The 20,790-nt window shown below is 75.3% G+C and carries 20 protein-coding genes; 8 read left to right on the forward strand and 12 right to left on the reverse strand.

Annotated features, from left to right (window positions below):
- Positions 1–8: 8 nt before the first annotated feature.
- Positions 9–830: an MOSC N-terminal beta barrel domain-containing protein gene (locus O7604_RS24300; RefSeq protein WP_281577888.1), complete on the forward strand. Its 822-nt coding sequence runs from the start codon at positions 9–11 to the stop codon at positions 828–830.
- A 9-nt stretch (positions 831–839) separates the two neighbouring features.
- On the opposite strand, the gene O7604_RS24305 is transcribed toward O7604_RS24300, so the two are convergent.
- Positions 840–1,394 carry a GNAT family N-acetyltransferase gene (locus O7604_RS24305; RefSeq protein WP_281577889.1) on the reverse strand — a complete coding sequence of 185 codons (555 nt, stop codon included), beginning with the start codon at positions 1,392–1,394 and terminating at the stop codon, positions 840–842.
- Positions 1,395–1,428: 34 nt separating this feature from the next.
- On the opposite strand from O7604_RS24305, the gene O7604_RS24310 reads away from it, so the two are divergent.
- Positions 1,429–2,637, forward strand: a complete 1,209-nt coding sequence (locus O7604_RS24310; RefSeq protein WP_281577890.1) for a MalY/PatB family protein — start codon at positions 1,429–1,431, stop codon at positions 2,635–2,637.
- Positions 2,638–2,651: 14 nt separating this feature from the next.
- Here the strand turns inward: O7604_RS24310 and O7604_RS24315 are convergent, their stop codons facing one another.
- Positions 2,652–3,743 carry a winged helix DNA-binding domain-containing protein gene (locus tag O7604_RS24315; RefSeq protein WP_281577891.1) on the reverse strand — a complete coding sequence of 364 codons (1,092 nt, stop codon included), beginning with the start codon at positions 3,741–3,743 and terminating at the stop codon, positions 2,652–2,654.
- Between the two features lie 7 nt (positions 3,744–3,750).
- Positions 3,751–4,344, reverse strand: coding sequence for a DinB family protein (locus tag O7604_RS24320; protein ID WP_269706294.1), 594 nt, complete (start codon positions 4,342–4,344; stop codon positions 3,751–3,753).
- A gap of 85 nt (positions 4,345–4,429) precedes the next feature.
- Here O7604_RS24320 and O7604_RS24325 point away from each other — a divergent pair, with 85 nt between their 5' ends.
- A complete protein-coding gene (locus O7604_RS24325; RefSeq protein WP_281577892.1) occupies positions 4,430–5,443 on the forward strand; it encodes a WYL domain-containing protein in 1,014 nt (337 codons plus the stop codon).
- Between the two features lie 31 nt (positions 5,444–5,474).
- Here O7604_RS24325 and O7604_RS24330 read toward each other — a convergent pair whose 3' ends face one another.
- The 4 genes from O7604_RS24330 to O7604_RS24345 form a co-directional block, all read right to left on the reverse strand.
- The gene (locus O7604_RS24330; protein ID WP_281577893.1) at positions 5,475–6,008 is read right to left on the reverse strand and encodes a flavin reductase family protein; all 534 of its coding nucleotides are present in this window, start codon (positions 6,006–6,008) and stop codon (positions 5,475–5,477) included.
- A 32-nt stretch (positions 6,009–6,040) separates the two neighbouring features.
- Positions 6,041–7,261, reverse strand: coding sequence for a putative sulfate exporter family transporter (locus O7604_RS24335; RefSeq protein WP_281577894.1), 1,221 nt, complete (start codon positions 7,259–7,261; stop codon positions 6,041–6,043).
- A complete protein-coding gene (locus O7604_RS24340) occupies positions 7,261–7,407 on the reverse strand; it encodes a hypothetical protein (RefSeq protein ID WP_269706300.1) in 147 nt (48 codons plus the stop codon). The genes O7604_RS24335 and O7604_RS24340 overlap by 1 nt, the downstream gene beginning before the upstream one ends.
- A 103-nt stretch (positions 7,408–7,510) precedes the next feature.
- Positions 7,511–8,302, reverse strand: a complete 792-nt coding sequence (locus tag O7604_RS24345; protein ID WP_269706301.1) for a TetR/AcrR family transcriptional regulator — start codon at positions 8,300–8,302, stop codon at positions 7,511–7,513.
- Positions 8,303–8,524: 222 nt separating this feature from the next.
- Between O7604_RS24345 and helR the strand changes: the two genes are divergently transcribed.
- On the forward strand, positions 8,525–10,696 hold the full coding sequence (gene helR, locus O7604_RS24350) for an RNA polymerase recycling motor ATPase HelR (protein ID WP_281577895.1): 2,172 nt from the start codon (positions 8,525–8,527) through the stop codon (positions 10,694–10,696).
- 44 nt (positions 10,697–10,740) lie between these two features.
- Here helR and O7604_RS24355 read toward each other — a convergent pair whose 3' ends face one another.
- From O7604_RS24355 to O7604_RS24370, 4 genes are all read right to left on the reverse strand, one after another.
- Positions 10,741–11,550 (reverse strand): ABC transporter permease, encoded by an 810-nt coding sequence (locus tag O7604_RS24355; protein WP_281577896.1) that lies wholly within the window; start codon positions 11,548–11,550, stop codon positions 10,741–10,743.
- Positions 11,547–12,515 (reverse strand): ATP-binding cassette domain-containing protein, encoded by a 969-nt coding sequence (locus O7604_RS24360; RefSeq protein WP_281577897.1) that lies wholly within the window; start codon positions 12,513–12,515, stop codon positions 11,547–11,549. Before O7604_RS24360 ends, O7604_RS24355 begins: the two co-directional genes overlap by 4 nt.
- Before the next feature lie 66 nt (positions 12,516–12,581).
- The gene (locus O7604_RS24365; protein WP_281577898.1) at positions 12,582–13,229 is read right to left on the reverse strand and encodes a response regulator transcription factor; all 648 of its coding nucleotides are present in this window, start codon (positions 13,227–13,229) and stop codon (positions 12,582–12,584) included.
- Positions 13,229–14,347 carry a histidine kinase gene (locus tag O7604_RS24370; protein WP_281577899.1) on the reverse strand — a complete coding sequence of 373 codons (1,119 nt, stop codon included), beginning with the start codon at positions 14,345–14,347 and terminating at the stop codon, positions 13,229–13,231. Before O7604_RS24370 ends, O7604_RS24365 begins: the two co-directional genes overlap by 1 nt.
- Before the next feature lie 118 nt (positions 14,348–14,465).
- Between O7604_RS24370 and O7604_RS24375 the strand changes: the two genes are divergently transcribed.
- Together O7604_RS24375 and O7604_RS24380 are read left to right on the forward strand one after the other, a co-directional pair.
- Positions 14,466–15,299: an ABC transporter ATP-binding protein gene (locus O7604_RS24375; RefSeq protein ID WP_281577900.1), complete on the forward strand. Its 834-nt coding sequence runs from the start codon at positions 14,466–14,468 to the stop codon at positions 15,297–15,299.
- Entirely contained in the window at positions 15,296–16,267 is a 972-nt protein-coding gene (locus O7604_RS24380; RefSeq protein ID WP_281577901.1) for an ABC transporter permease subunit, read from the forward strand. The genes O7604_RS24375 and O7604_RS24380 overlap by 4 nt, the downstream gene beginning before the upstream one ends.
- 52 nt (positions 16,268–16,319) lie before the next feature.
- Here O7604_RS24380 and O7604_RS24385 read toward each other — a convergent pair whose 3' ends face one another.
- Positions 16,320–17,198: an alpha/beta hydrolase gene (locus O7604_RS24385; RefSeq protein WP_281577902.1), complete on the reverse strand. Its 879-nt coding sequence runs from the start codon at positions 17,196–17,198 to the stop codon at positions 16,320–16,322.
- Positions 17,199–17,297: 99 nt separating this feature from the next.
- Here O7604_RS24385 and O7604_RS24390 point away from each other — a divergent pair, with 99 nt between their 5' ends.
- Both O7604_RS24390 and O7604_RS24395 read left to right on the forward strand, forming a co-directional pair.
- A complete protein-coding gene (locus O7604_RS24390; protein WP_281577903.1) occupies positions 17,298–19,265 on the forward strand; it encodes a BTAD domain-containing putative transcriptional regulator in 1,968 nt (655 codons plus the stop codon).
- 41 nt (positions 19,266–19,306) lie between these two features.
- A complete protein-coding gene (locus O7604_RS24395; RefSeq protein WP_281577904.1) occupies positions 19,307–20,674 on the forward strand; it encodes a pyridoxal-dependent decarboxylase in 1,368 nt (455 codons plus the stop codon).
- Positions 20,675–20,790 lie beyond the last annotated feature (116 nt).

Raw genomic sequence — 20,790 nt, forward strand, 5'->3', positions numbered from 1 at the left:
GAGTGGTGATGCGGCTCGCCTCGATCCACCTGTACCCGGTCAAGTCCCTCGGCGGCGTCGACGTCGACCGGGCCGACGTGCAGCCGTGGGGGTTGCGTCACGACCGCCGCTGGGTGGTGCTGCGCCCCGACGGCGGCAAAGTGGGCTCGACCGCCCTGCCGGCGCTGCTCGGCCTGACCGCCGCGCCCGGCCCCGGGTCGATCACGCTCACCGCCCGCGACGGCTCGACGCTGGCAGTCGCCGAACCGGTCGACGGGCCGGCCGTCCCGACCGACGTGTCGCGGCTGGACACGGTCCGGCTCGCCGCCGACGAGGCCCACGACTGGCTCTCCGCCCGGCTGGGCCGGCCCGTACGGCTGGCCTGGCTGGACGATCCGCGCCGCCGGCCGATGTCGCCCGAACACGGCGGCCGGCCCGGTGATCCGCTGAACCTCTCCGACGCCGGGCCGCTGCTTGTCGCCACGGCGCCGTCGCTGCGGCGGCTGCGGGACTGGATCGTCGAGGGCGCGCTGGAACGCGGCGAGCCCGCGCCGGAGCCGCTGGCGATGGCCCGGTTCCGGCCGACGGTGGTGCTGGACGGGCCGTTCGCACCGTTCGCCGAGGACGGCTGGACGCGGGTGCGCATCGGCACCGTCGACTTCCGGTTCTCCGAACGCTGCGACCGCTGCTCGGTGACGCTCATCGACCCGGAGACGCTCACCAGCGGGAAGGAACCGATCCGCACGCTGTCCCGGCACCGGCGCCACGACGGGAAGACGTGGTTCGGCGTCCGCCTCGTGCCGCTGAGCACCGGCGAGATCCGCGTCGGCGACCCGGTCGCCGTCTCCTGATCCCGCGGCTCAGCCGCGGCGCCACTCGTCGGCCAGGATCGCGTGGACGAGCTGGTCGGCCCAGCCGTCCCGGAACCGGTAGCTGCGCACGTGCCGCGCCTCCCGCCGCATCCCGAGCCGGGCCATCAGGCGCGCCGACGGCTCGTTGTCCGCGTGGCAGCGGGCCACCACCCGGTGCAGCCCGAACTCCCCGAAACCCCAGTCCAGCAGCGCCCCGGCCGCCTCCGTGGCCAGCCCGCGGCCGCCGTGGTCGGGGTGGAAGACGTACCCCAGCTCGGCGGTGCGGTCCGTCGCGCTGCGCCAGACCAGCTCGACCGCACCGATCACCCGCCCGTCGCGCACCACGGCGAGCGTCAGGCAGTCGCCCTCCGCGCGCAGCGCGTCCTCGCCGGCCATCGCGGTCACCGACGCCAGGGACTCCGCCCGGGTACGCGGCGCGGCGCCCGCCATCCAGCGGACCACGTCCGGGCGGCGCTGCCAGGCGTGCACGTCGTCGAGGTCGTCGAGGGTGACCGGGCGCAGCAGCAGCCGGGACGTGCGCACCGGGTACGCCGGGTGGGTCATCGGGCGATCGTAGGAGGAACCTAGTGTGGGGCGCATGGTCGTTTCCGCCGACGACGGCAACCCGCTCACCCGGCTCACGCTCGACCAGCTCCGGCAGCGCACCAGCGTGAAGTGGCGGCTGTACCCGCCGGACGTGCTGCCGCTGTGGGTCGCCGAGCAGGACGTGCCGCTGGCGCCGCCGGTGGCCGAGGCGCTGCGCCGGGCGGTCGAGCTGGGCGACACCGGCTACTCGTACGGCACCGCGTACGCCGAGGCGGTCGGCGGGTTCGCCGCGCAGCGGTGGGGCTGGGCCGACTTCCCGGTCGGCCGGGCCACGCTGGTGCCGGACGTGATGATGGGTACGGTCGAGGTGCTGCGCCTGGTCACCGGCCCGGGTGACGCGGTGGTGGTCACTCCCCCGGTCTACCCGCCGTTCTACGCGTTCGTCGCCAACGCCGGACGGCAGGTGCTCGAGGCGCCGCTCGGGACGGACCTGCGGCTCGACCCGGCCGCGCTGGAGGAGGCGTTCCGGCGCGCCCGCGCGATCGGCGACCGGCCGGCGTTCCTGCTCTGCAACCCGCACAACCCGACCGGTGTGGTGCACCGCCCCGACGAGCTGGCCACCGTAGCCGAGCTGGCCGCCCGGCACGGCGTCCGGGTGGTGTCCGACGAGATCCACTCGCCGCTGGCGCTGCCCGGAGCGCGGTTCACCCCGTACCTGACGGTGCCGGGTGCGGAGAACGCGTTCGCGCTGCTGTCGGCGTCGAAGGCGTGGAACCTGGCCGGGCTCAAGGCGGCGCTGGCGGTCGCCGGGCCGGACGCGGCGGACGACCTGGCCCGGATGCCGGAGGAGGTCAGCCACGGCCCCAGCCACCTCGGGGTGCTCGCGCACACGGCCGCGTTCCGGGCCGGCGGGCCGTGGCTGGACCGGCTGCTCGACGGCCTGGACGCGAACCGGGCGCTGCTCGGGTCGCTGCTGGCCGAGCACCTGCCGGCGGTGTCGTGGCGGCCGCCGGAGGGCACGTACCTGGCCTGGCTGGACTGCCGCGACCTGGGCGTGCCCACCGAGGCGGGCGACGGACCGGGGGTGGCGAGCGATCTGGCCGGGCCGGCGCGGATGTTCCTCGACCGGGCCCGGGTGGCGCTCAGCTCCGGGCACGTCTTCGGCTCCGGCGGCGCTGGCTTCGTGCGGCTCAACTTCGCCACCTCCCCCGCCGTGCTCACCGAGGCGGTCACCCGGATGGGCCGCGCGACGCGCGCCTGACCGGCAGCCCACGGTCAGCGCGCGGCGGCGCGTACCCCCTGGTTGTCGCCCTCGGACAGGAACGACGCCAGGGCGCTGCCCTCGGCGGTGACGGCCGCGCGCTCGGCGCGGGTGACCGCACGCAGCGGCGTGACCACCACGACGCCCGCGTCGACCGTCCAGGTGGCGGCGACCCGGCCGTCGACGAGCACGAACCGGGCCCCCGCCACGGACAGGTTGCGGTAGGCGTCGTCGATGATCCGGCTGCGGTCGTGGTAGCCGAGCACGGCGTTGTCGAAGGCGGGCAGGAACCGTACCGGCGCGGGGGTGTCCGGGTCGGGCCGGGGCGCGTCCGGCAGGTCCAGCAGGGTCCGGCCCCGCGCGTCCCGGAAGGCCACCAGCTCGTCGCGGACCGCCGCCACCGCCGCGGGCAGCCCGGCGAGGCCGCACCAGGCGCGCAGGTCCGCCGACGCGGCCGGCCCGAACGCGGCCAGGTAGCGCCGCACCAGCGCCCGCCCGGCCCTGTCGTCGCCGTCCGGCGCGGCCGGGTCGGTGTCGTGGCCCAGCCACCGGGCCAGAGCGACGGTACGGACGCCGGCCGTGGTCCGCCACAGTCCGCGCGGCGGCGCCTGCACGGCCGGGACCAGCGCGAGCACGATCTCGCCGAGCGCCCGCCGGTCGGTCGCCGGCCAGCGCGCGGCGAGCGCCGCCACGATCTCGGCGGTGGTGCGGGGCTCGCCGTCGGCCAGGACCTCCCGGGCCGCCGCGGCGAGTTCGTCGAGGTCGACCCCGTCGAACTCGCCGCGGTAGACGCCGAGCACCCGCTGCCGCAGCATCGCGTCGTGCCGGGACCGCCAGGCCAGCACGTCGCCGGCCGCGAGCAGGTGCACGGTGCGGCGCATCAGATGGGTACGCACCAGGCGGCGGCGCACCAGCAGGTCCGACAGGACCGCCGGGTCGAAGGCCCGCAGCCGCGACCACAGCCCGACGTACGGCTCCTGCGGCTCCTGGGCCTGCAACCCGCACAGGTGCGTCACCGCGTCGGTCACCGGCAGGTCGGCGCGGTCGAGCAGCAGTTGCCGGGCGAGCGTGGCCCGGTTCAGCGCACGCCGGTCGAGAACTGTCACGGCCGGCTCAGGTGGTGGTCTGGCCGTCGATGCTCTCGCGCAGGATGTCCGCGTGCCCGGCATGCTGGGTGGTCTCGGCGATGACGTGGATCAGCACCCGCCGGATGCTGCGCACCGAGCCCGGCTCGTTCCACGGCGCGTCCGGCACCGGCCAGGTCGCCGACAGGTCCTCGACGCCGGCGACGATCTCCTCGGTACGGGCGGCGACGCGGGCGTACCGGTCCAGAATGGCCGGCAGCGTGTCCTCGGGCAGCATCTGGAAGTCCCGTCCCCGCTCGATCGCCCACTGCGGCAGCTCGCGGGCCTGGCCGGACATGAAGTCCTCCCAGGTGACGCCCTCGGGCAGGGCGAAGGACATCGCCGACGGGCCCTCGACCACGAACCGCAGCCACGCCTCCTCGGTGGACGCGACGTGTTTGATCAGCCCGCCCAGGCAGAGCGCGCTGACCGTCGGCTTCTGCCCGGCCTGCTCGTCGGTCAGGCCACGCACCGTGTTGATCAGCATGTTCCGCGCGTCGGCCAGCTCGGCCAGCAAGTCGGCCCGCTCGGCGTCCAGGGTGGTGGGGGTCGTGGTGGTGGGGGTCGTCGTGGTGTCGGTCATCGTCATCGTTCCTTCCGGTCCTGATCGGGTACGGGTCCACCCTCGCAGGCGTAGCGGTCAGAAAGTGTCCTCTTCTCGCGGCAGAATGCGTGTCGTGCCGAAGACTTCCGCCCGGCTGCTCTCGCTGCTGTCCCTGTTGCAGGCGCGACGGGACTGGCCCGGGTCGCTGCTCGCCGAACGGCTGCGGGTCAGCCCGCGTACCGTGCGCCGCGACGTCGACCGGCTGCGTGAACTGGGCTATCCGATCGAGAGCGCCAAGGGCCCGGACGGCGGCTACCGGCTGGGCGCCGGCTCCGCGCTGCCGCCGCTGCTCTTCGACGACGAGCAGGCCGTCGCGCTCACCGTGGCGTTGCAGACCGCGGCCAGCGGCGTAACGGGCATCGAGGAGGCGGCCGCGCGGGCGCTGACCACGGTGCGGCAGGTGATGCCGCCGCGGCTGCGGCACCGGGTCGACGCGCTGCGGGTGGTCGACGTGCAACGCGCCGGTACGCCCGCCCGGCACCGGGTGGAACCGGCGTTGCTGATGACGTTGAGCGCCGCCGTCCACGCCCGCGAGGAGCTGCGCTTCGACTACGAGTCGGTGTCCACCGCGCCGCCGGATCCGGACCGGCCGCCGCGCCGGGTGCAGCCGCACCACCTGGTCACCTGGGGCGGGCGCTGGTATCTCGTCGCCTGGGATCTCGACCGTGACGACTGGCGCACGTTCCGGGTCGACCGGATCAGCCCGCGTACGCCCACCGGCCCCCGGTTCACGCCCCGTGAGCTGCCCGGCGGGGACGTGGCCGCGTACGTCGCCGGGCGGTTCAAGGGCGCCACCGGGCCGGGCGACTGGCCCTGCCGGGGCGAGGTGATCCTCGACCTGCCCGCCCGGGTGGTGTCCGGGTGGACCCGCGACGGAGTCGTCGAGGAGCTGGGCCCGGACCGCTGCCGCCTGGTGCTCGGCGCCTGGTCGTGGGCCGGGCTGGCCGCCGTGCTCGGCCGCTACGACGCCGACATCGAGGTGGTCGGGCCGCCGGAGCTGCGGGAGGCGTTCGCCCGCCTGGCCCGCCGCTACGCCGCCGCCGCTGCCGGGAGCCCGGACACGCCGGGCCCCCGGTAGCGCCCGCCGCCTGGTCGCGGCGGGCCGGCGCTCACGCGGCGGAGCGGCGGTCGCCGGGGTCGGTCGTGTCGGCCAGGCCGGCGTACCGTCCCCTGTGGTAGAGCAACGGCGAGCCGACGTCGGCGTGCCGCAGCAGTTCCGGTTCGGCCAGCACGACGGCGTGGTCCCCGACGACCACCCGGTCCACCACCCGGCACAGCAGCCAGGCCAGTGTGTCGTCGAGGACCGGCACCCCTTCCGGGCCGGGCCGCCAGCGGGTCGGCCCGGCGAACCTGTCGATCCCGCTGGTGGCGAACGTCCGGGCCACCTCGTGCTGGCCGTGCCCGAGCAGGTGCACCGCGACGTGCCGGGCCCGGGACACCACCGGCCAGCTCGACGAGCCCAGGTCCAGGCAGAACGAGACGATCGGCGGTCGCAGCGACACCGCCGTGAACGAGGTGGCGGTGAACCCGGCCGCGGGCGGTCCGGCGGCGGTGACCACTGTGACGGTGCTGGCCTGGTGCCGCAGCAGCGTCCGCAGCGCCTCGACGTCGGCGTCGACCGGGGTGTCGGCGGGCTCGGTCACGGTGTTCCTCCAAGGTGTACGGGCGGGACCGGTCAGACCGTGAAGCCGTGGAACAGCACCGACGCCAGTCCGAGCGCCAGCACCAGGTTGAACACGGTGGCGGCGCCGAACACGGTCACCGGCCGCCAGCCGGCCTCGCGCAGCGACGACACACGGACCTCGAGGCCGATGCTGACGAACGCCAGGATGAGGAACCAGACGCGCAGGTCGGTGACGATCGCCATGGTGGCCTTGCCGTCCGACCCGGCCGCGTCGAGGTACCAGGTGGCGATCACCGAGGCGGCGACGAACCCGAGGACGAACTTCGGGAACCGGCGCCACAGCTCGCCGAGCCCGGGGCGCGGGGAGTCCGGGCGGCGTTCCACGCGCAGCGCGAAGTACGCGGTGAGGGCGACCGCTACCACGCCCATCAGCGCGTTCTGGGTGACCTTGACGATGCTGGCGATCTGCAGCGCGTCCTCACCGGCGAGCGCGCCGGCGGCGGTGACGGCGGCGGTGGTGTCGATGTTGCCGCCGATCCAGGCGCCGGCGACCGCGTCGGAGAGGCCGAGCACGTCGGCCAGCCAGGGCAGCAGGAAGATCGACGGCAGCGCGAACGCGATGACCAGGCTGGCCGTGTACGCGAGCTGTTCCCTTCGTGCCCGCACCGCGCCGGCGGCAGCGATGGCGGCGCTCACTCCGCAGATCGACACCGCCGAGGCGAGCAGCGCCCGCAGCTTCTCGTCCAGGCCGAACCGCCCGGCCAGCCACCAGGTGAACAGGAACACGCCGCTGATCAGCAGCAGCGCCTGGGCGATGGCGGGACCGGCGGCGCTCGCGATCACGGCGAGGTTGATCGAGGCGCCGAGCAGCACCAGGCCGGTCTTGATGAAGAACTCGGTACGGAACGCGGCGGAGATCCGGTCCCGCAGGCCGGACACGGTGACGACGAGGTTGCCGAGCAGGCCGAGCAGGATCGCGTAGACCGGGTACTCGACCGCGCCGGCCACGTCCTCGATCGCGCTGCCCTCGGCCCATAGCGGCACGTTCTGTTCCAGGTAGCGGGTGAGCGCGGCGAGACCGAGCACCACCAGCAGACCCAGTGCGGTCCAGCCCCAGAACGCGCCGGAGCGCAGGTCGGCCGGGGGCGGGGCGATCGACGGCGTACCGTCCGGCCGGTCCACCGAGGTCGCGGCGGCCGGGGCGTCCTCGGTGGAGGCCACGGACGGCCCGGCGGCGGTGCTGCGGACGGCGGGCTCCGGGGTGGCGGCCATCACGGCACCAGCCCGGCGGGGATGGCGCCGGCCAGCACCAGGAGCAGCAGCGCGAGGCCGAGGACGGTGGCGGCCCAGTCCTCGTTGAGGGCGAGCCGGGAGGTGCGTGCGGTGGGCGGTTCGGGTGGCGTGGGCGCGTTGCTCATGAGGGGCTCCTACGGGTACGCGCGGGCGACGGAGGGCAGCCGGAGGCGAGGGGTGACGGGGGATCATCGACCCCGGTAAGAGTTTCCTACTTAACTAGTAGGATTACAAGGTCTTCCCGCGCTCCGGCTCACCGGCGGCACGATCGGCCACCACCACGGAGATGCCGTCGAGCACCCGCTGCAGACCGAACTCGAAGGCGTGATCCGGCCCGTACGCCGCGCCGTGCGCCATCCCGGCGGCGGTACCGACCCGCGCGGCGAGCGGGAAGCTGCCGGCGGTCATGAACTTCTCCAGCCACGGCCCGTGCGTCTGCCACCACTGGTCGTCGGTCATCCCGGTCTCCCGCTCCAGCTCGACCACGTCCAGCGCGACCCGGGCCGCGTTCTTGGCGTGCCCCAGCACGAGCGTGAGCACCGCGTCCATCTCCACGTCGTCCAGCCCGATGTCCGCGACGGCGTGCAGTTCGTAGTCGTACTTGGCCAGTACGTTCGGGCCGAGCACCGGGCGGGTGGTCTCGGCGCGCAGCAGCCACGGGTGGGCCCGGTAGAGCGCGAGATTGTCCCGCGCGATGCGCTCCAGCCGGCCGCGCCAGCCACCCGGCACGTCGGACGGGCGCGGCAGGTCACCGAGGACGGTGTCCACCATGACGTCCAGGAGTTCCGCCTTGCCCGGCACGTACGTGTAGACGGACATGGTGCCGACGCCCAGCGCCTCACTGACCCGGCGCATGGTGAGCGCGTCGATGCCCTCGGCGTCGGCGATCTCGACGGCGGTACGCACGATCCGGTCGACGCTCAGACCGGGACCGGCGCCACGGCTGGCCGGCTCCCGGGTACGCCAGAGAAGGGCCAGGCTGCGGGCGGGATCGGCCTTGCGCCGGCGCTCCTTCGACATGGTGCCGTCATCCTACCGGCCGCGCCGGCAGGCGGCCGTCGGCGGGACGCGAAAAAGGCGGCCCGAGAATTGTTCGGGCAAAAAGAATGGCGGGTTCTCCCGCCACTACCAACATATAGCGCACCCCCGGTCTTGGCGCAAGACCGGGGTGACGGCGCACAATTGCCGGCCGTAACCCATTGCCGAGCCATTCGAAAAGCCGCGAGGAGCGGAGGCTCGGCCGTGCCCGTGATCGGAGACGAGTTGAATCTGCCTGCCACGAGCGTTTTCGATCTTCCCGAGCGTCTGTCGGCCAAGGCCGACCCGAACCTGATCGCCGCCGACGAGCGGCACTTCGCGGCCATCGCGGACAGCCTGCGCCGCTCGATCGCCGAGTTGACCGACCGGCTCGACGAGACACGCCGGGCCGCGGGCGGCCGGGGCCGGCAGGCGGTCGACCGGGACCAGGAGGTGCGGCGGCTGAGCGCGCGCCTGCGTACGCTGCGCCGCTACGGCCTGGACCTGTGCCTGGGCCGGATGGTCGGCGCGGACGGCGGCGACCCGGTGTACGTGGGCCGGCTCGGCCTGACCGACGGCGCGGGCGGCCGGCTGCTGCTGGACTGGCGCTCCCCCGCCGCCGAGCCGTTCTTCGGCGCGACCCACGCCGACCCGATGGGCCTGGCCAGCCGCCGCCGGTACCGGTGGAGCCGAGGGCGGATCACCGACTACTGGGACGAGGTGTTCACCGCCGACGCTCTGGCCGGGCACGCCGCGCTCGACGACCAGTCGGCGTTCATCGCCAGCCTGGGCGCGACCCGGTCGGCGCGCATGCGTGACGTGCTGGGCACCATCCAGGCCGACCAGGACGCGATCATCCGGGCCGGTTCCCGGGGCGCGCTGGTGGTCGACGGCGGTCCCGGCACCGGCAAGACGGTGGTGGCGCTGCACCGCACCGCGTACCTGCTGCACGCCGACCCGCGCCTCGGCGAGCGCCGGGGCGGGGTGCTGGTGGTCGGGCCGCACCAGCCGTACCTGAACTACGTCTCCGACGTGCTGCCCAGCCTGGGCGAGGAGGACGTGCAGATCTGCACCCTGGCCGACCTGGTGCCGGAGGGTGCGGCGGCGGCGCCGGAGACCGACCCGGAGGTGGCCCGGCTGAAGGCCTCGGCGGACGTGGTGCGGGTGGTCGACGCCGCGGTCCGGTTCTACGAGGAGCCGCCCACGACCGGGATGACAGTCGGCGTCGGAGACGCCGAGCTGCGGCTCACCGCCGACGACTGGACGACGGCGTTCGAGGCGGCCGGTCCGGGTGTTCCGCACAACGAGGCCCGTGACGACGTGTGGGAGGAACTGCTCACGATCCTGGTGGAGAAGTACCGGGGGGACGAGCCGGAGGAGGCGGTCCGCCGGGCGCTGGGGGGCGACCGGGAACTGGCCACCGCGTTCGGCCGGGCGTGGCCGCTGCTGGACCCGCTCGACGTGGTGGCCGACCTGTGGTCGGTTCCGGCCTACCTGCGCCGGTGCGCACCCTCGTTGAGCGTCGAGGAGATCCGTACGCTGCGGCGGGCCGACCCCCGGGCCTGGACGGTCGCCGACCTGCCGTGGCTGGACGCGGCCCGGCGGCGCGTCGGCGACCCGGAGGCGTCGCTGCGGCGGCGCCGTGACGAGGCGGTGCTGGCCGCGCAGCGCGCCGAGATGGACACGGTGGTCGACGCCCTGATCGCGTCGCACGCCTACGACGACGGCGAGGGTCTGATGACCATGCTGTACGGCGAGGACATGCGCACCAGCCTGGTCGACGAAAGCGCGCTGAGCGTGGCCGATCCGGACCTGCTGGCCGGGCCGTTCGCGCACGTCGTGATGGACGAGGCGCAGGAGCTGACCGACGCGCAGTGGCAGATGCTGCTGGCGCGCTGCCCGTCGCGCAGCTTCACCGTGGTCGGTGACCGGGCGCAGGCGCGGCACGGGTTCACCGAGTCGTGGCCGCAGCGGCTCACCCGGGTCGGCCTCGACCGGGTCGAGGTGGCGACGCTGACCGTCAACTACCGCACCCCGGCGCAGGTGATGGCGGCGGCCGAGCCGGTGATCCGGGCCGTGCTCCCGGATGCCAACGTGCCCACGTCCATCCGCGACGGCGCCCCGGTGCGGTACGGCGCCCGCGCCGAGCTGCGCGCGGTGGTGGACGGCTGGCTCACCGCCCACGGTGAGGGCGTCGCGTGCGTCATCGGCGATCCCGGGTTCCCGGCGACGGACCGGGTCCGGTCCCTGAGCCCCGTACTGGCCAAGGGGCTGGAGTTCGACCTGGTGGTGCTGGTCGACCCGGAGTCGTTCGGCGACGGGATCGCCGGCGCGGTGGACCGGTACGTCGCGATGACCCGGGCCACCGGCCAGTTGGTCGTGCTCACCGGTCCGTGACCGGCGCCCCGGGGGCGGCCGCGCGCCGCCCCCGGGGCCCCGGCTCAGCGGCTCAGCGCCCGGTAGCGGCGCAGCGACAGCGGCAGGAACACCGCGACCAGCGCCAGCGGCCAGAGCACCGCCAGCAGCGGGTGATGCGCCGCCACCCACGAGTCGCCGCCCCAGCCGGGGTTGCCGAACAGCTCCCGGGTGGCGCCGACCGTGGCGGACAGCGGATTCCACTCGGCGACCGCGCCCAGCCACGCGGGCATCGTGGACGGCGCCACGAACGCGCTGGACAGGAAGCCGAGCGGGAACTCCAGCGTCTGCACGGCGGTGACCGCGCTCTGCCCCTTCACCGTCAGGCCGAGGAAAATGCCCACCCAGACCAGCGCGAACCGCAGCAGCAGGATCAGCCCGAACGCGGCGAGCGTGTCGCCCAGGTCGCCGCGCGCCCGCCAGCCGACGGCCAGGCCGACGAGCAGCATGACGGCGAGCGTCACCACCGCGAACATCAGGTCGGCCACAGCGCGGCCGAGCAGCGGCGCCAGCCGCGACACCGGCATGCACCGCAGCCGGTCGGTGACGCCCCGGTCCAGGTCCGCCGAGACCGCCATGGTGGTCATGCTGATGCCGAAGACCATGGTCATGGCGAACATGCCGGGCATCAGGAACTCCCGGTAGCTGCCGCCGCCCGGCACCTGGAGCGCGCCGCCGAACAGGTACGCGAACATCAGCACCATCAGGATGTCGAAGCCCAGCGAGCCGATCAGCGGCCCGGGCTCGCGCCGCCAGTGCGCCAGCGCACGCCCGGTGAGCGTCAGGCCGTCACCGGCCAGGGACGGACGCCGGGCCGGGTTCACCGTCGCGGTCACGCGGTCACCTCCACGCCGGTACGGGCGGCGGCCGACGCGCCGGTGAGCTGGAGGAACACCTCGTCCAGAGTGGGCCGGCGCAGCGCCACGTCGGCCACGACCACGCCGTCGGCGTCCAGCGCGCGCAGCACCTCGGTGAGCGCGCCGGCCCGGTCGCCGACCTGGGCGCTGACCGCCCGCCGGTCCGGATCAAGCGCCGGTTCGGCCACGGCGACCGCGCGCAGCCGGGCGGCGGCGGTGGCCAGGTCGGCGGCGTCGCGGACGACCAGGTCGATCCGGTCGCCGCCGAGGCGGGACTTGAGCGCATCAGGGGTGCCCTCGGCGATCACCCGCCCGGCGTCGAGCACGCAGACGCGGTCGGCCAGCTGGTCGGCCTCGTCCAGGTACTGCGTGGTCAGCAACACCGTGGTGCCGGCGCGTACCAGGTCCCGTACCGCCTCCCACACCTCGTTGCGCCCGCGCGGGTCCAGCGCCGTGGTCGGCTCGTCGAGGAACAGCACCGACGGCGCGAGGATCATGCCTGCGGCCAGGTCGAGGCGGCGGCGCATGCCACCGGAGTACGTGCGGACCGGCCGTCCGCCCGCGTCGGCGAGCCCGAACCGGTCGAGCAGTTCGGTGGCCCGCCGTCGCGCAGCGGCCCGGTCCAGGTGGAACAGGCGCCCGAAGATCACCAGGCTCTCCCGGCCGCTCAGTGCCTCGTCCACCGCCGGGTGCTGGCCGACCAGGCCGATGCGGTGACGCACCCGGTCGGCCTGCCCCGCCACGTCGTAGCCGGCCACCTCGGCCCGCCCGGCGTCGAAGCGCAGCAGCGTGGCCAGGATGCGCACGGCTGTGGTCTTGCCCGCCCCGTTCGGGCCGAGCAGCCCGCACACGGTGCCCGGCGGCACCCGCAGGTCGAAGCCGTCCAGCGCCACGTTGTCCCCGTACCGCTTGCGCAGGCCCTCCGCGAGGATTGCGTGTTCCACGTCTGTCCCCCTCCGTTGACGACGGCCACTAACGTACAACGTACGGTAGGGCGTCCGCCAACGGATTCAGTCGACCACGCGGTGCTCCCACGCCCAGACCGCGATCTCGGTACGGTTGCGCAGGCCGAGCTTCGTCTGCACCGCGGAGACGTGGCTCTTGACGGTGCTCAGCGAGATGAACAGCTCGGCACCGATCTCCAGGTTGGTGCGGCCCCGGGCGATCTCGCGCACCACCTCGACCTCCCGCTCGGACAACGCCGGGCGGCGGTCGTCGCGGGATGGTGCGGGCGGGGTCAGGTGGCGCAGCAGCCGGACCGTCACCGACGGGGAGACCAGCGCGTCGCCCTGGTGCGCCGCCCGGACCGCCTCCACCAGCAGGGCCGGTCCGGCGTCCTTGAGCAGGAACCCGGCCGCTCCCCCGCGCAACGCGCCGTAGACGTACTCGTCCAGGTCGAACGTGGTGACCACGACGACCCGCAGTGGGTCGGCCACCTCGGGCCCGGCGAGCGCCCGGGTCACCTGGAGCCCGTCGAGCCGCGGCATCCGGATGTCCACCAGGCAGACATCGGGACGCAGCCGGCGGGCCTGGGCGACCGCGTCGACGCCGTCGGACGCCTCGGCCACCACTGTGATGTCGGGCTGGTCCTCCAGGATGAGCCGCAGCCCGCCGCGCACCATCGCCTGGTCGTCGGCGAGCAGCACCCGGATCGCCATCACTGCCGCCCGCACGGCACGGAGGCCCGCACCGACCACCCGGCGCCGGGGCGCGGTCCGGCGTGCAGCGTGCCGCCGAGGGCCTCGACGCGCTCCCGCAGGCCGATCAGTCCGTATCCGCCCCGGGACTCGGCGGGCGCGCCGGACGCGTCGTCGGTCACCTCGACAACCACCGCGTCCGGCTCCCGCACCACGTCCACAGTGACCTGCCCGGCGTGCGGGGCGTGACGGGCCACGTTGGTCAGCGCCTCCCGGACGATCCGGTGCACGGTGCTGGTGACCTCCGGCGGCCAGGCCGTCTCCTCCGGTAGCCACAGCCGCACCGGCGGGCCCTGCCGGCGGAACCGCTCGACCAGCTCCTCGATCTGCTCGGTCCCGGCCGAGGCCGGGGGCGCGTCGGCGGTGTCGCGCAGCACCCCGACCAGGCGGCGCATGGCCCGCAGCGCCTCGCCGCCGGCCGCCTCGATCCCGGCCAGCGACGCCGTGGCGCGCGCCGGATCACGCCGCCCGACCAGGTGGGCGGCCTGCGCCTGCACCACGATGCCGGTGACGTGGTGGGCCACCACGTCGTGTAGTTCCCGGGCCAACTCCAGGCGCTCGTCGCGGCGTACCCGCTCGGCCGTGGCCCGGGCCCGCTCGTCGAGCAGCCGCAGCGTGAGCCCGGTGGCGGCGCCGCCGAGCCAGCACAGGGCGTTGAGCGCGACCACCCCGGAACCGCCCGCGCCCGGCCGGGCCGCCGCCCACGCCCCGGCCGCCACCGCGAGGCCACCGGCGGCGATCAGTCCGGCGGGCAGCGGCGGCAACGCGCGTACCGCCGATCCGACCAGGACCGCCGACGCCAGCGCCAGCGCGGGCCCCGGCTCGGTCGGCAGGTCGGCCAGCCGGGCGGCGGCGACCACCGACGCGGTGACGACGAGGCCGGCGGTGGCGGTGACGACGCGCTGCCTGTGGCGTACCAGAGCGAGCACGCCGACCACGACGGCGGCCGCGCCGCCGGCGAGCCAGTACCGCAGGCCCCAGCTCGCGGCGATCGCCACCGCCTGGACGCCGATCGCGGCGAGCAGCACCACGGCGAGTCCCGCCGTCGCCGCCACCCGGGTGAGCCGTTCGGTAGCCATGCCCAGCACGCTAGGAGATCGACGGCCGGGCCGAACCGGCCGAAAGGAGGGTCCGTCGCGCGCCGGACCCTGCTCCGGACCGATGCCCGCCGGTCCCGGCGTGCCCAGGATGAGCAGCATGCATCCACCACTCGCCCTGCACGCCGAGCGGCTGACCAAACGGTACGGCCGCCGCACCGCGCTTGCCGACTGCGACCTGAGCGTCCCGCGCGGGCACGTGGTCGGCCTGGTCGGCCCCAACGGCGCCGGCAAGTCCACGCTGCTGCAACTGGCCTGTGGGCTGATCGCACCCACCTCGGGTTCGCTGACGGTGCTCGGCTCGCCGCCGGCCGCCGACGCCGCGCACCTGGCCCGGGTCGGTTTCGTCGCCCAGGACACACCGGTCTACGCCTCCCTCACCGTCGCCGAGCACCTGCGGATGGGCGCGTGGCTCAACCCGTCCTGGGACGCGGCGCTGGCCGGGCGGCGGATCGACGAGGTGGGCCTCGATCCGGCGCAGAAGGCGGGCCGGCTCTCCGGCGGCCAGCGCGCGCAACTGGCTCTCGCGCTGGCCGCCGCGAAGCGTCCCGAGCTGCTGATCCTCGACGAGCCGGCCGCCGCGCTGGACCCCCTCGCGCGCCGCGAGTTCATGCACGGCCTGGCCGGTTTCGTGCGGGAACTCGGCGCCGGGGCGGTGCTCTCCTCGCACCTGCTCGGCGACGTGGCGCAGGTCTGCGACCACCTGGTCGTGCTCTGCGCCGCCCGCGTCCAGGTGGCCGGACCGGTCCCGGACCTGCTCGCCACGCACCACCGGACCGCCGCCGCGCCCGCCGGGGCCGAGGTGGTCTGGGCCGAGCCCGGCCGCGTCGTGGTCCGGGGCCCGGCGGTACGCGACGGCGCGCCCGTCACGCTGGAGGAGCTGGTCCTGGCGTACCTTTCCCGGGCCGCCGCCCGCCCGGCGGTGACCAGGTGATCCGGCTGACGCTGCGGCAGTTCCGCCTCCCGGCGCTCGCCGGCGCGGTCCTGCTGGTGCTGGCCGCCGCCTACCTGCTGCGCCTCGGCACGGACATCCGGGCCGTACCGGATCCGGCCCGGCTGCCCGGCCGGTACGGGCAGACGATGCTGTTCCTCGCCGGCGGGTTCGCGCTGGTGCCCGCGCTGATCGGCGCGTTCTGGGGCGCGCCGCTGGTGGCCCGGGAACTGGAACAGGGCACGCACCGGCTGGTGTGGAACCAGAGCGTGCCGCGCCGCCGCTGGCTGGCGGTCAAGCTCGCCGTGCTGTCGGCCGCCGCCGCGCTCGTCGCCGGGCTGCTCGGCGCGCTGCTGACCTGGGCGGCCTCGCCCGTCGACCGGGTCGCGGGCGACCGGTTCAGCACCGTGCTGTTCGGCGCGCGGGGCGTCGCGCCGGTCGGGTACGCCGTGTTCGGCCTCGTCCTCGGCGTGGTGGCCGGGCTGCTGCTGCGCCGCACCCTGCCGGCCATGGCGGTGGTGTTCCTGGCCGTGGTCGTGGTGCAGCTGGCGGTGCCGAACCTGCTGCGCCCGCACTACCTGCCGCCGGAGCGGGTCACCGTGCCGATGACCGCGGAGGCGGTCAACCGGGCCCGCAACCTGGGCAGCATCACCGGCTCACCGGTCGTCGGCGGGCTGGACGTACCGGGTGCGTGGGTCACCGACATCAGCCCGCTGCGTACCGCCGACGGGCGGCAGCTCTCCGACGCCGCGTTCGGCACCTGTTTCCGCGAGCCGCCGCGCACCGGCGCCACCGGCACGTTCGGTGACACGGCGGTCTGTCTCGGCGCGCTCGACCTGCACGTGGACATGGCCTACCAGCCGAACCGCCGGTTCTGGGCGTTCCAGTGGATCGAGCTGGCGCTCCACCTCGGCGCGGCCGGTCTGCTGGCGGCGCTCGGCCTGTGGCACGTACGGAGACGGGCCGGCTGAGCGGACGGGGGCGGACGGTCCGGGCGCCTTACGCGCGCCCGGACCGCCGTACCTAGCGCTTCAGCAGCGCGCGCAGCGCCTCGGTGATCTCGCCCGGCGCCTCCTCGGCCATGAAGTGCCCGGCCGTCGTGGTGCGGTGCTCCAGGTCCGGTGCCCACGCCCGCCACACCGCCGCCGCGTCGTAGCCGAGCGCGGCGCCCCAGTCCTGCTGGATGACGGTGACCGGCATGGTCAGCCGCCGGCCGGCGTCCCGGTCCGCCCGGTCGTGCGCCACGTCGATCCCGGCCGACGCCCGGTAGTCGGCGACGATCGAGTCGACTGCCTCGCGGGAGGCCCGCAGGTACTCGGCGCGCACCTCGGCCGGCATGGCCGCCGGGTCACCGGCCCAGGCGTCGAGGAAGTGCCCGAAGAACGCGTCGGCGCTGGCCGCGATCATCTGCTCGGGCAGGCCGGGCGGCTGGGCCATCAGGTAGAGGTGGAACGCTACAGACGCGGACACGCCGTGCAGCACGTCCCACATGTCGAGGGTCGGCAGGACATCAAGCGACGCCAGGTGGGTGACCGCGTCCGGGTGGTCCAGGCCGGCCCGGACCGCGACCAGGGCACCCCGGTCGTGCCCGGCGAGCGCGAACCGCTCGTGGCCGAGCGCGCGGGCCAGCGCCACCACGTCGGCGGCCATTGTCCGCTTGCTGTACGTGTCCTCGGTGTCCGCGGCCGGCTTGTCGCTGGTGCCGTAGCCGCGCAGGTCCGGGCAGATCACCGTGTGCTCGCCCGCCAGGTCGGCGGCGACGTGCCGCCACATCAGGTGGGTCTGCGGGAAGCCGTGCAGCAGCACGACCGGGCTGCCGGTGCCTCCCACCGCCACGTTCAGCGCCACACCCTCGGCGACCGGAACGCGCTGGTAGTCGAATCCCGCGATGGCGGTGCTCATCTCGAATCCCTCTTTCGTCTCGTCGTACCTGACCAGCGTGGCGGCGCCCGATGAGCAACCGATGAGCGCGATACGGTGACCCCTGTCGAGGAGGGGTCGGTGCCTGTCGGTTTCGGTGTGCTGGGTCCGGTCACGGCCTGGGACGACGCGGGCGAGCCGGTCGACCTGAAGGGGCCCCGGCACCGGGCCGTGCTGGCGCGGCTGGTCGCCGCCCGGGGCCGGACCGTGCCGGTCGGGCAGATCGTCGACGACCTGTGGGACGACCCGCCGGCCGGTGCGGTGGGCGCGGTCCGCACGTTCGTCGCGGCGCTGCGCCGCCGCCTGGAACCGCACCGTCCGCCCCGCGAGCCGGCCCGGCTGCTGGTCACCGACGGACCGGGGTACGCGCTGCGCGCCGACCCGGACACCGTCGACGCCTGGCGGTTCGAGGACGCCGTCGCCGCCGTCGCCGACGCGCTGCCCCGCGCGGCGCTAGACCGGCTCGACGAGGCGCTGGGCTGGTGGCGCGGCCCCGCGTACGCCGACTTCGACCAGCCGTGGGCGCACGCCGAACGTGCCCGGCTCGACCAGATCCGGCTCACCGCCGTCGAGCGGCGGGCCGAGGCGCTGCTGGCGCTGGACCGGGCCGCCGACGCCGTACCGGATCTCGACGCGCACGTCGCGGCGCACCCGTGGCGGGAGGACGGGTGGGCGCTGCTGGCGTCGGCGCTCTACCGGGCCGGGCGGCAGGCCGACGCGCTCGCCGTGCTGCGCCGGGCCCGGGACCTGCTGCGCGACCAGCTCGGCCTGGACCCCGGAGCGCGGCTGCGGCGGCTGGAGACCGACCTGCTGCGCCAGGCCGAACCCGAACCGACCGGCCCGGCGCGGGTGTGGGCGGAGACCGCGGCGGCGTACGAGCGCAGTGTGGTGCCCGGAGCGCGGGCCCGGCTGGAGTCGACAGTCGGGCTGCTGCGCAGCCTCGCGGTGACCGGGCCGGGCGGACTGGAGGCCGCCCGGGACCAGCGCGAGGCGGCCATCACCGCGGCCGAGCAACTGGGCGACCCGGAGTTCACCGCGCGGGTGATCGGCGGGTACGACGTACCCGCGATCTGGACCCGCTCCGACGACCCGGCGCAGGCCGCCCGGGTCGTCGCGGCGGCGCAGCGGGCGCTCGCCGGCCTGGGCCCTGAAGCGCCGGAGACGACCCGCGCCCGGCTGCTGGCCACCGTCGCGATCGAGTCCCGAGGTACGGCGTCGCCGGGCCCGGCGCAAGCCGCGCGGGAGGCGGAGGCGATCGCCCGGCGCGTCGCCGACCCGGCGCTGCTGGCCCAGGCGCTCAACGGCGTGTACATGCAGACGTTCCACCGGGCCGGGCTGGCCGCCGAGCGGGACGCGATCGGCGCCGAACTGGTCGCCCTGGCCGCCCGCCACGGGCTGCCCACAGTGGAGATCCTCGGGCACCTGATCCGGGTGCAGGCGCGCGGCGCGCTCGCCGACTTCACCGCCGCCGACGCGCACGCCGACGCGGCGGACCGGCTCGCCGCCCGGCACGAGAGCCCCCTGGTGGGCGTGTTCACCGGCGGCTACCGGGCCATGCGGACCGCCGCCACCGGCGCCGCGTACCCGGACGCGGAGGCGGCGTACCGGTCCTGGGCGACCGGGCTGGCCGGGTGTGGGATGCCCGGCGTGGAACGCGGGCTGCTGCCGCTGGCGCTGCTCTGCCTGCGGGTGTGGCACGACCGGCCCGCCGACTTCCCGGCCGGCACCGACTGGGGCCCGTACGCGCCCTGGGTCCGCCCGCTGCTCCTGCTCGCCGACGGCCGCCGCGACGAAGCCGCGAGAGCGTTGCGGCGCATCCCGGCCCCGCCGCGTGACCTGCTGCTGGAGGCGCTGTGGTGCCTCATCGCGCGGGCCGCTGTGTCGCTGGACGACCGGGACGCGATGCTCCGGGCGCGGAGCGCGCTCGCCCCGGCGGCGGGAGAGCTGGCCGGGGCGGGCAGCGGCCTGCTCACTGTCGGGCCGGTCGCCGCGCATCTGGACCGGCTCCACGCCGCACTCGGGGTGACCGGCGGTCAGGACCGTCCATGAGGGCCGCTCGGACGGAACGCGCCCTCGGCTAGGGTGCGGCGATGGACGAGCTGAGGCACCTGCTCCGGCGCGCCGCCGACCACGCGGCCGACTACCGGCTGTCACTGCCGGACCGGCCGGTCGGCGTACCCGTCGACCAGGCCGCGCTGACCACGGCGTTCGCCGGCCCGCTGCCGGACGCGCCCACCCCGCCCGGGCAGGTCCTCGCCGACCTGGTGGCCGCCGCCGAACCCGGCCTGGTGGCCACCGCCGGGCCGCGCTACTTCGGCTTCGTCGTCGGCGGCGCCTCCCCCGCCGCCACCGCCGCGGACATGCTGGCCGTCGGCTGGGACCAGCTCGCGTTCAACGCGGTCACCTCCCCCGCCGCCGTGGCCGCCGAGACGGCAGCCGGCACCTGGCTCAAGGAGCTGCTGGGCATCCCGGCGACCGCATCGGTCGGCTTCGTCACCGGCGCGCAGGCCGCGAACACCGCCGGGCTCGCCGCCGCCCGCCACCAGGTGCTCACCGACGCCGGTTGGGACGTGGAACGGCGCGGCCTGTCCGGCGCACCTGCGGTACGCGTGTTCGCCGGGGCTGAGCGGCACGCCACCATCGACAGGTCGCTGCGCCTGCTCGGCCTCGGCGCCGACGCGCTGCGCCCGGTGCCGACCGGCCCGCAGGGCGCCATCGACCCGCACGCCCTCGCCGCGGCGCTGCGCGACGCCGGTCCCGGCCCGACCATCGTGTGCCTGCAGGCGGGCAACGTGAACACCGGCGCGTGCGACGACCTGCGCCGCGCCTGCGACCTGGTCCACCGGTACGGCGGCTGGGCGCACGTGGACGGCGCCTTCGGGCTGTGGGCGGCTGCCAGTCCCGCCACCCGGCACCTGGTCGACGGGTTGGAGGCGGCCGACTCGTGGGCCTGCGACGGTCACAAGTGGCTGAACCTGCCGTACGACACCGCGTTCGCGTTCTGCGCCCGGCCCGACGCGCACGCGGCAGCCATGTCGCTCGCGGCCGCGTACCTCGTGGGTTCCGGTGGGGTGCCCGCGGGCGCCGATCTGACCGCGGAGTCCTCCCGGCGCGCCCGTGGCTTCGCGGTCTGGGCCGGCCTGCGGGAGCTGGGCCGCGACGGCGTCGCCGCGCTCGTCGAACGGTGCTGCGCGCTGGCCCGGCGATTCGCCGACGGGCTGGGCGCGGCCGGGTTCGAGGTGGTCAACGAGGTGGTGCTCAACCAGGTGCTGGTCGGGTTCGGCGACGACGCGCGCACCGACCGGGTGGTGGCCGCGGCGCAGGCCGACGGGACGTGCTGGGTGGGCGGGACGACGTGGCGGGGACGGCGGCTGATGCGGATCTCGGTGTCGAACGCGATCACGACGGAGGCGGACGTGGACCGGTCGGTGGCGGCCATCACGCGGCTGGCCCGCTGAGCCTGAATCCACCGGGGTGTGGTCGGGGTAGGGCGTGTTGAACGAGTGAGGGTGCTTCCTGAGCAGGGAAAATCGTGGTTACCACACCAATGATTCACCTACGCAAGGAGCACCCT

The sequence above is a fragment of the Micromonospora sp. WMMA1947 genome (assembly GCF_027497355.1).
Classification (GTDB): Bacteria; Actinomycetota; Actinomycetes; order Mycobacteriales; family Micromonosporaceae; genus Micromonospora.

Bases quoted from the DNA above. Each gene is read 5' to 3' on its own strand.
- O7604_RS24370 (WP_281577899.1), bottom strand. From the start codon at position 14,347: ATGGCTACCGAACGGCTCACCCGGGTGGCGGCGACGGCGGGACTCGCC.
- O7604_RS24340 (WP_269706300.1), bottom strand. From the start codon at position 7,407: ATGAGCAACGCGCCCACGCCACCCGAACCGCCCACCGCACGCACCTCC.
- O7604_RS24325 (WP_281577892.1), top strand. From the start codon at position 4,430: ATGCGTGTCGTGCCGAAGACTTCCGCCCGGCTGCTCTCGCTGCTGTCC.
- O7604_RS24345 (WP_269706301.1), bottom strand. From the start codon at position 8,302: ATGTCGAAGGAGCGCCGGCGCAAGGCCGATCCCGCCCGCAGCCTGGCC.
- O7604_RS24385 (WP_281577902.1), bottom strand. From the start codon at position 17,198: ATGAGCACCGCCATCGCGGGATTCGACTACCAGCGCGTTCCGGTCGCC.
- O7604_RS24320 (WP_269706294.1), bottom strand. From the start codon at position 4,344: ATGACCGACACCACGACGACCCCCACCACCACGACCCCCACCACCCTG.
- O7604_RS24310 (WP_281577890.1), top strand. From the start codon at position 1,429: ATGGTCGTTTCCGCCGACGACGGCAACCCGCTCACCCGGCTCACGCTC.
- O7604_RS24365 (WP_281577898.1), bottom strand. From the start codon at position 13,229: ATGGCGATCCGGGTGCTGCTCGCCGACGACCAGGCGATGGTGCGCGGC.
- O7604_RS24395 (WP_281577904.1), top strand. From the start codon at position 19,307: ATGGACGAGCTGAGGCACCTGCTCCGGCGCGCCGCCGACCACGCGGCC.
- O7604_RS24300 (WP_281577888.1), top strand. From the start codon at position 9: ATGCGGCTCGCCTCGATCCACCTGTACCCGGTCAAGTCCCTCGGCGGC.
- O7604_RS24335 (WP_281577894.1), bottom strand. From the start codon at position 7,261: ATGGCCGCCACCCCGGAGCCCGCCGTCCGCAGCACCGCCGCCGGGCCG.
- O7604_RS24305 (WP_281577889.1), bottom strand. From the start codon at position 1,394: ATGACCCACCCGGCGTACCCGGTGCGCACGTCCCGGCTGCTGCTGCGC.
- O7604_RS24375 (WP_281577900.1), top strand. From the start codon at position 14,466: ATGCATCCACCACTCGCCCTGCACGCCGAGCGGCTGACCAAACGGTAC.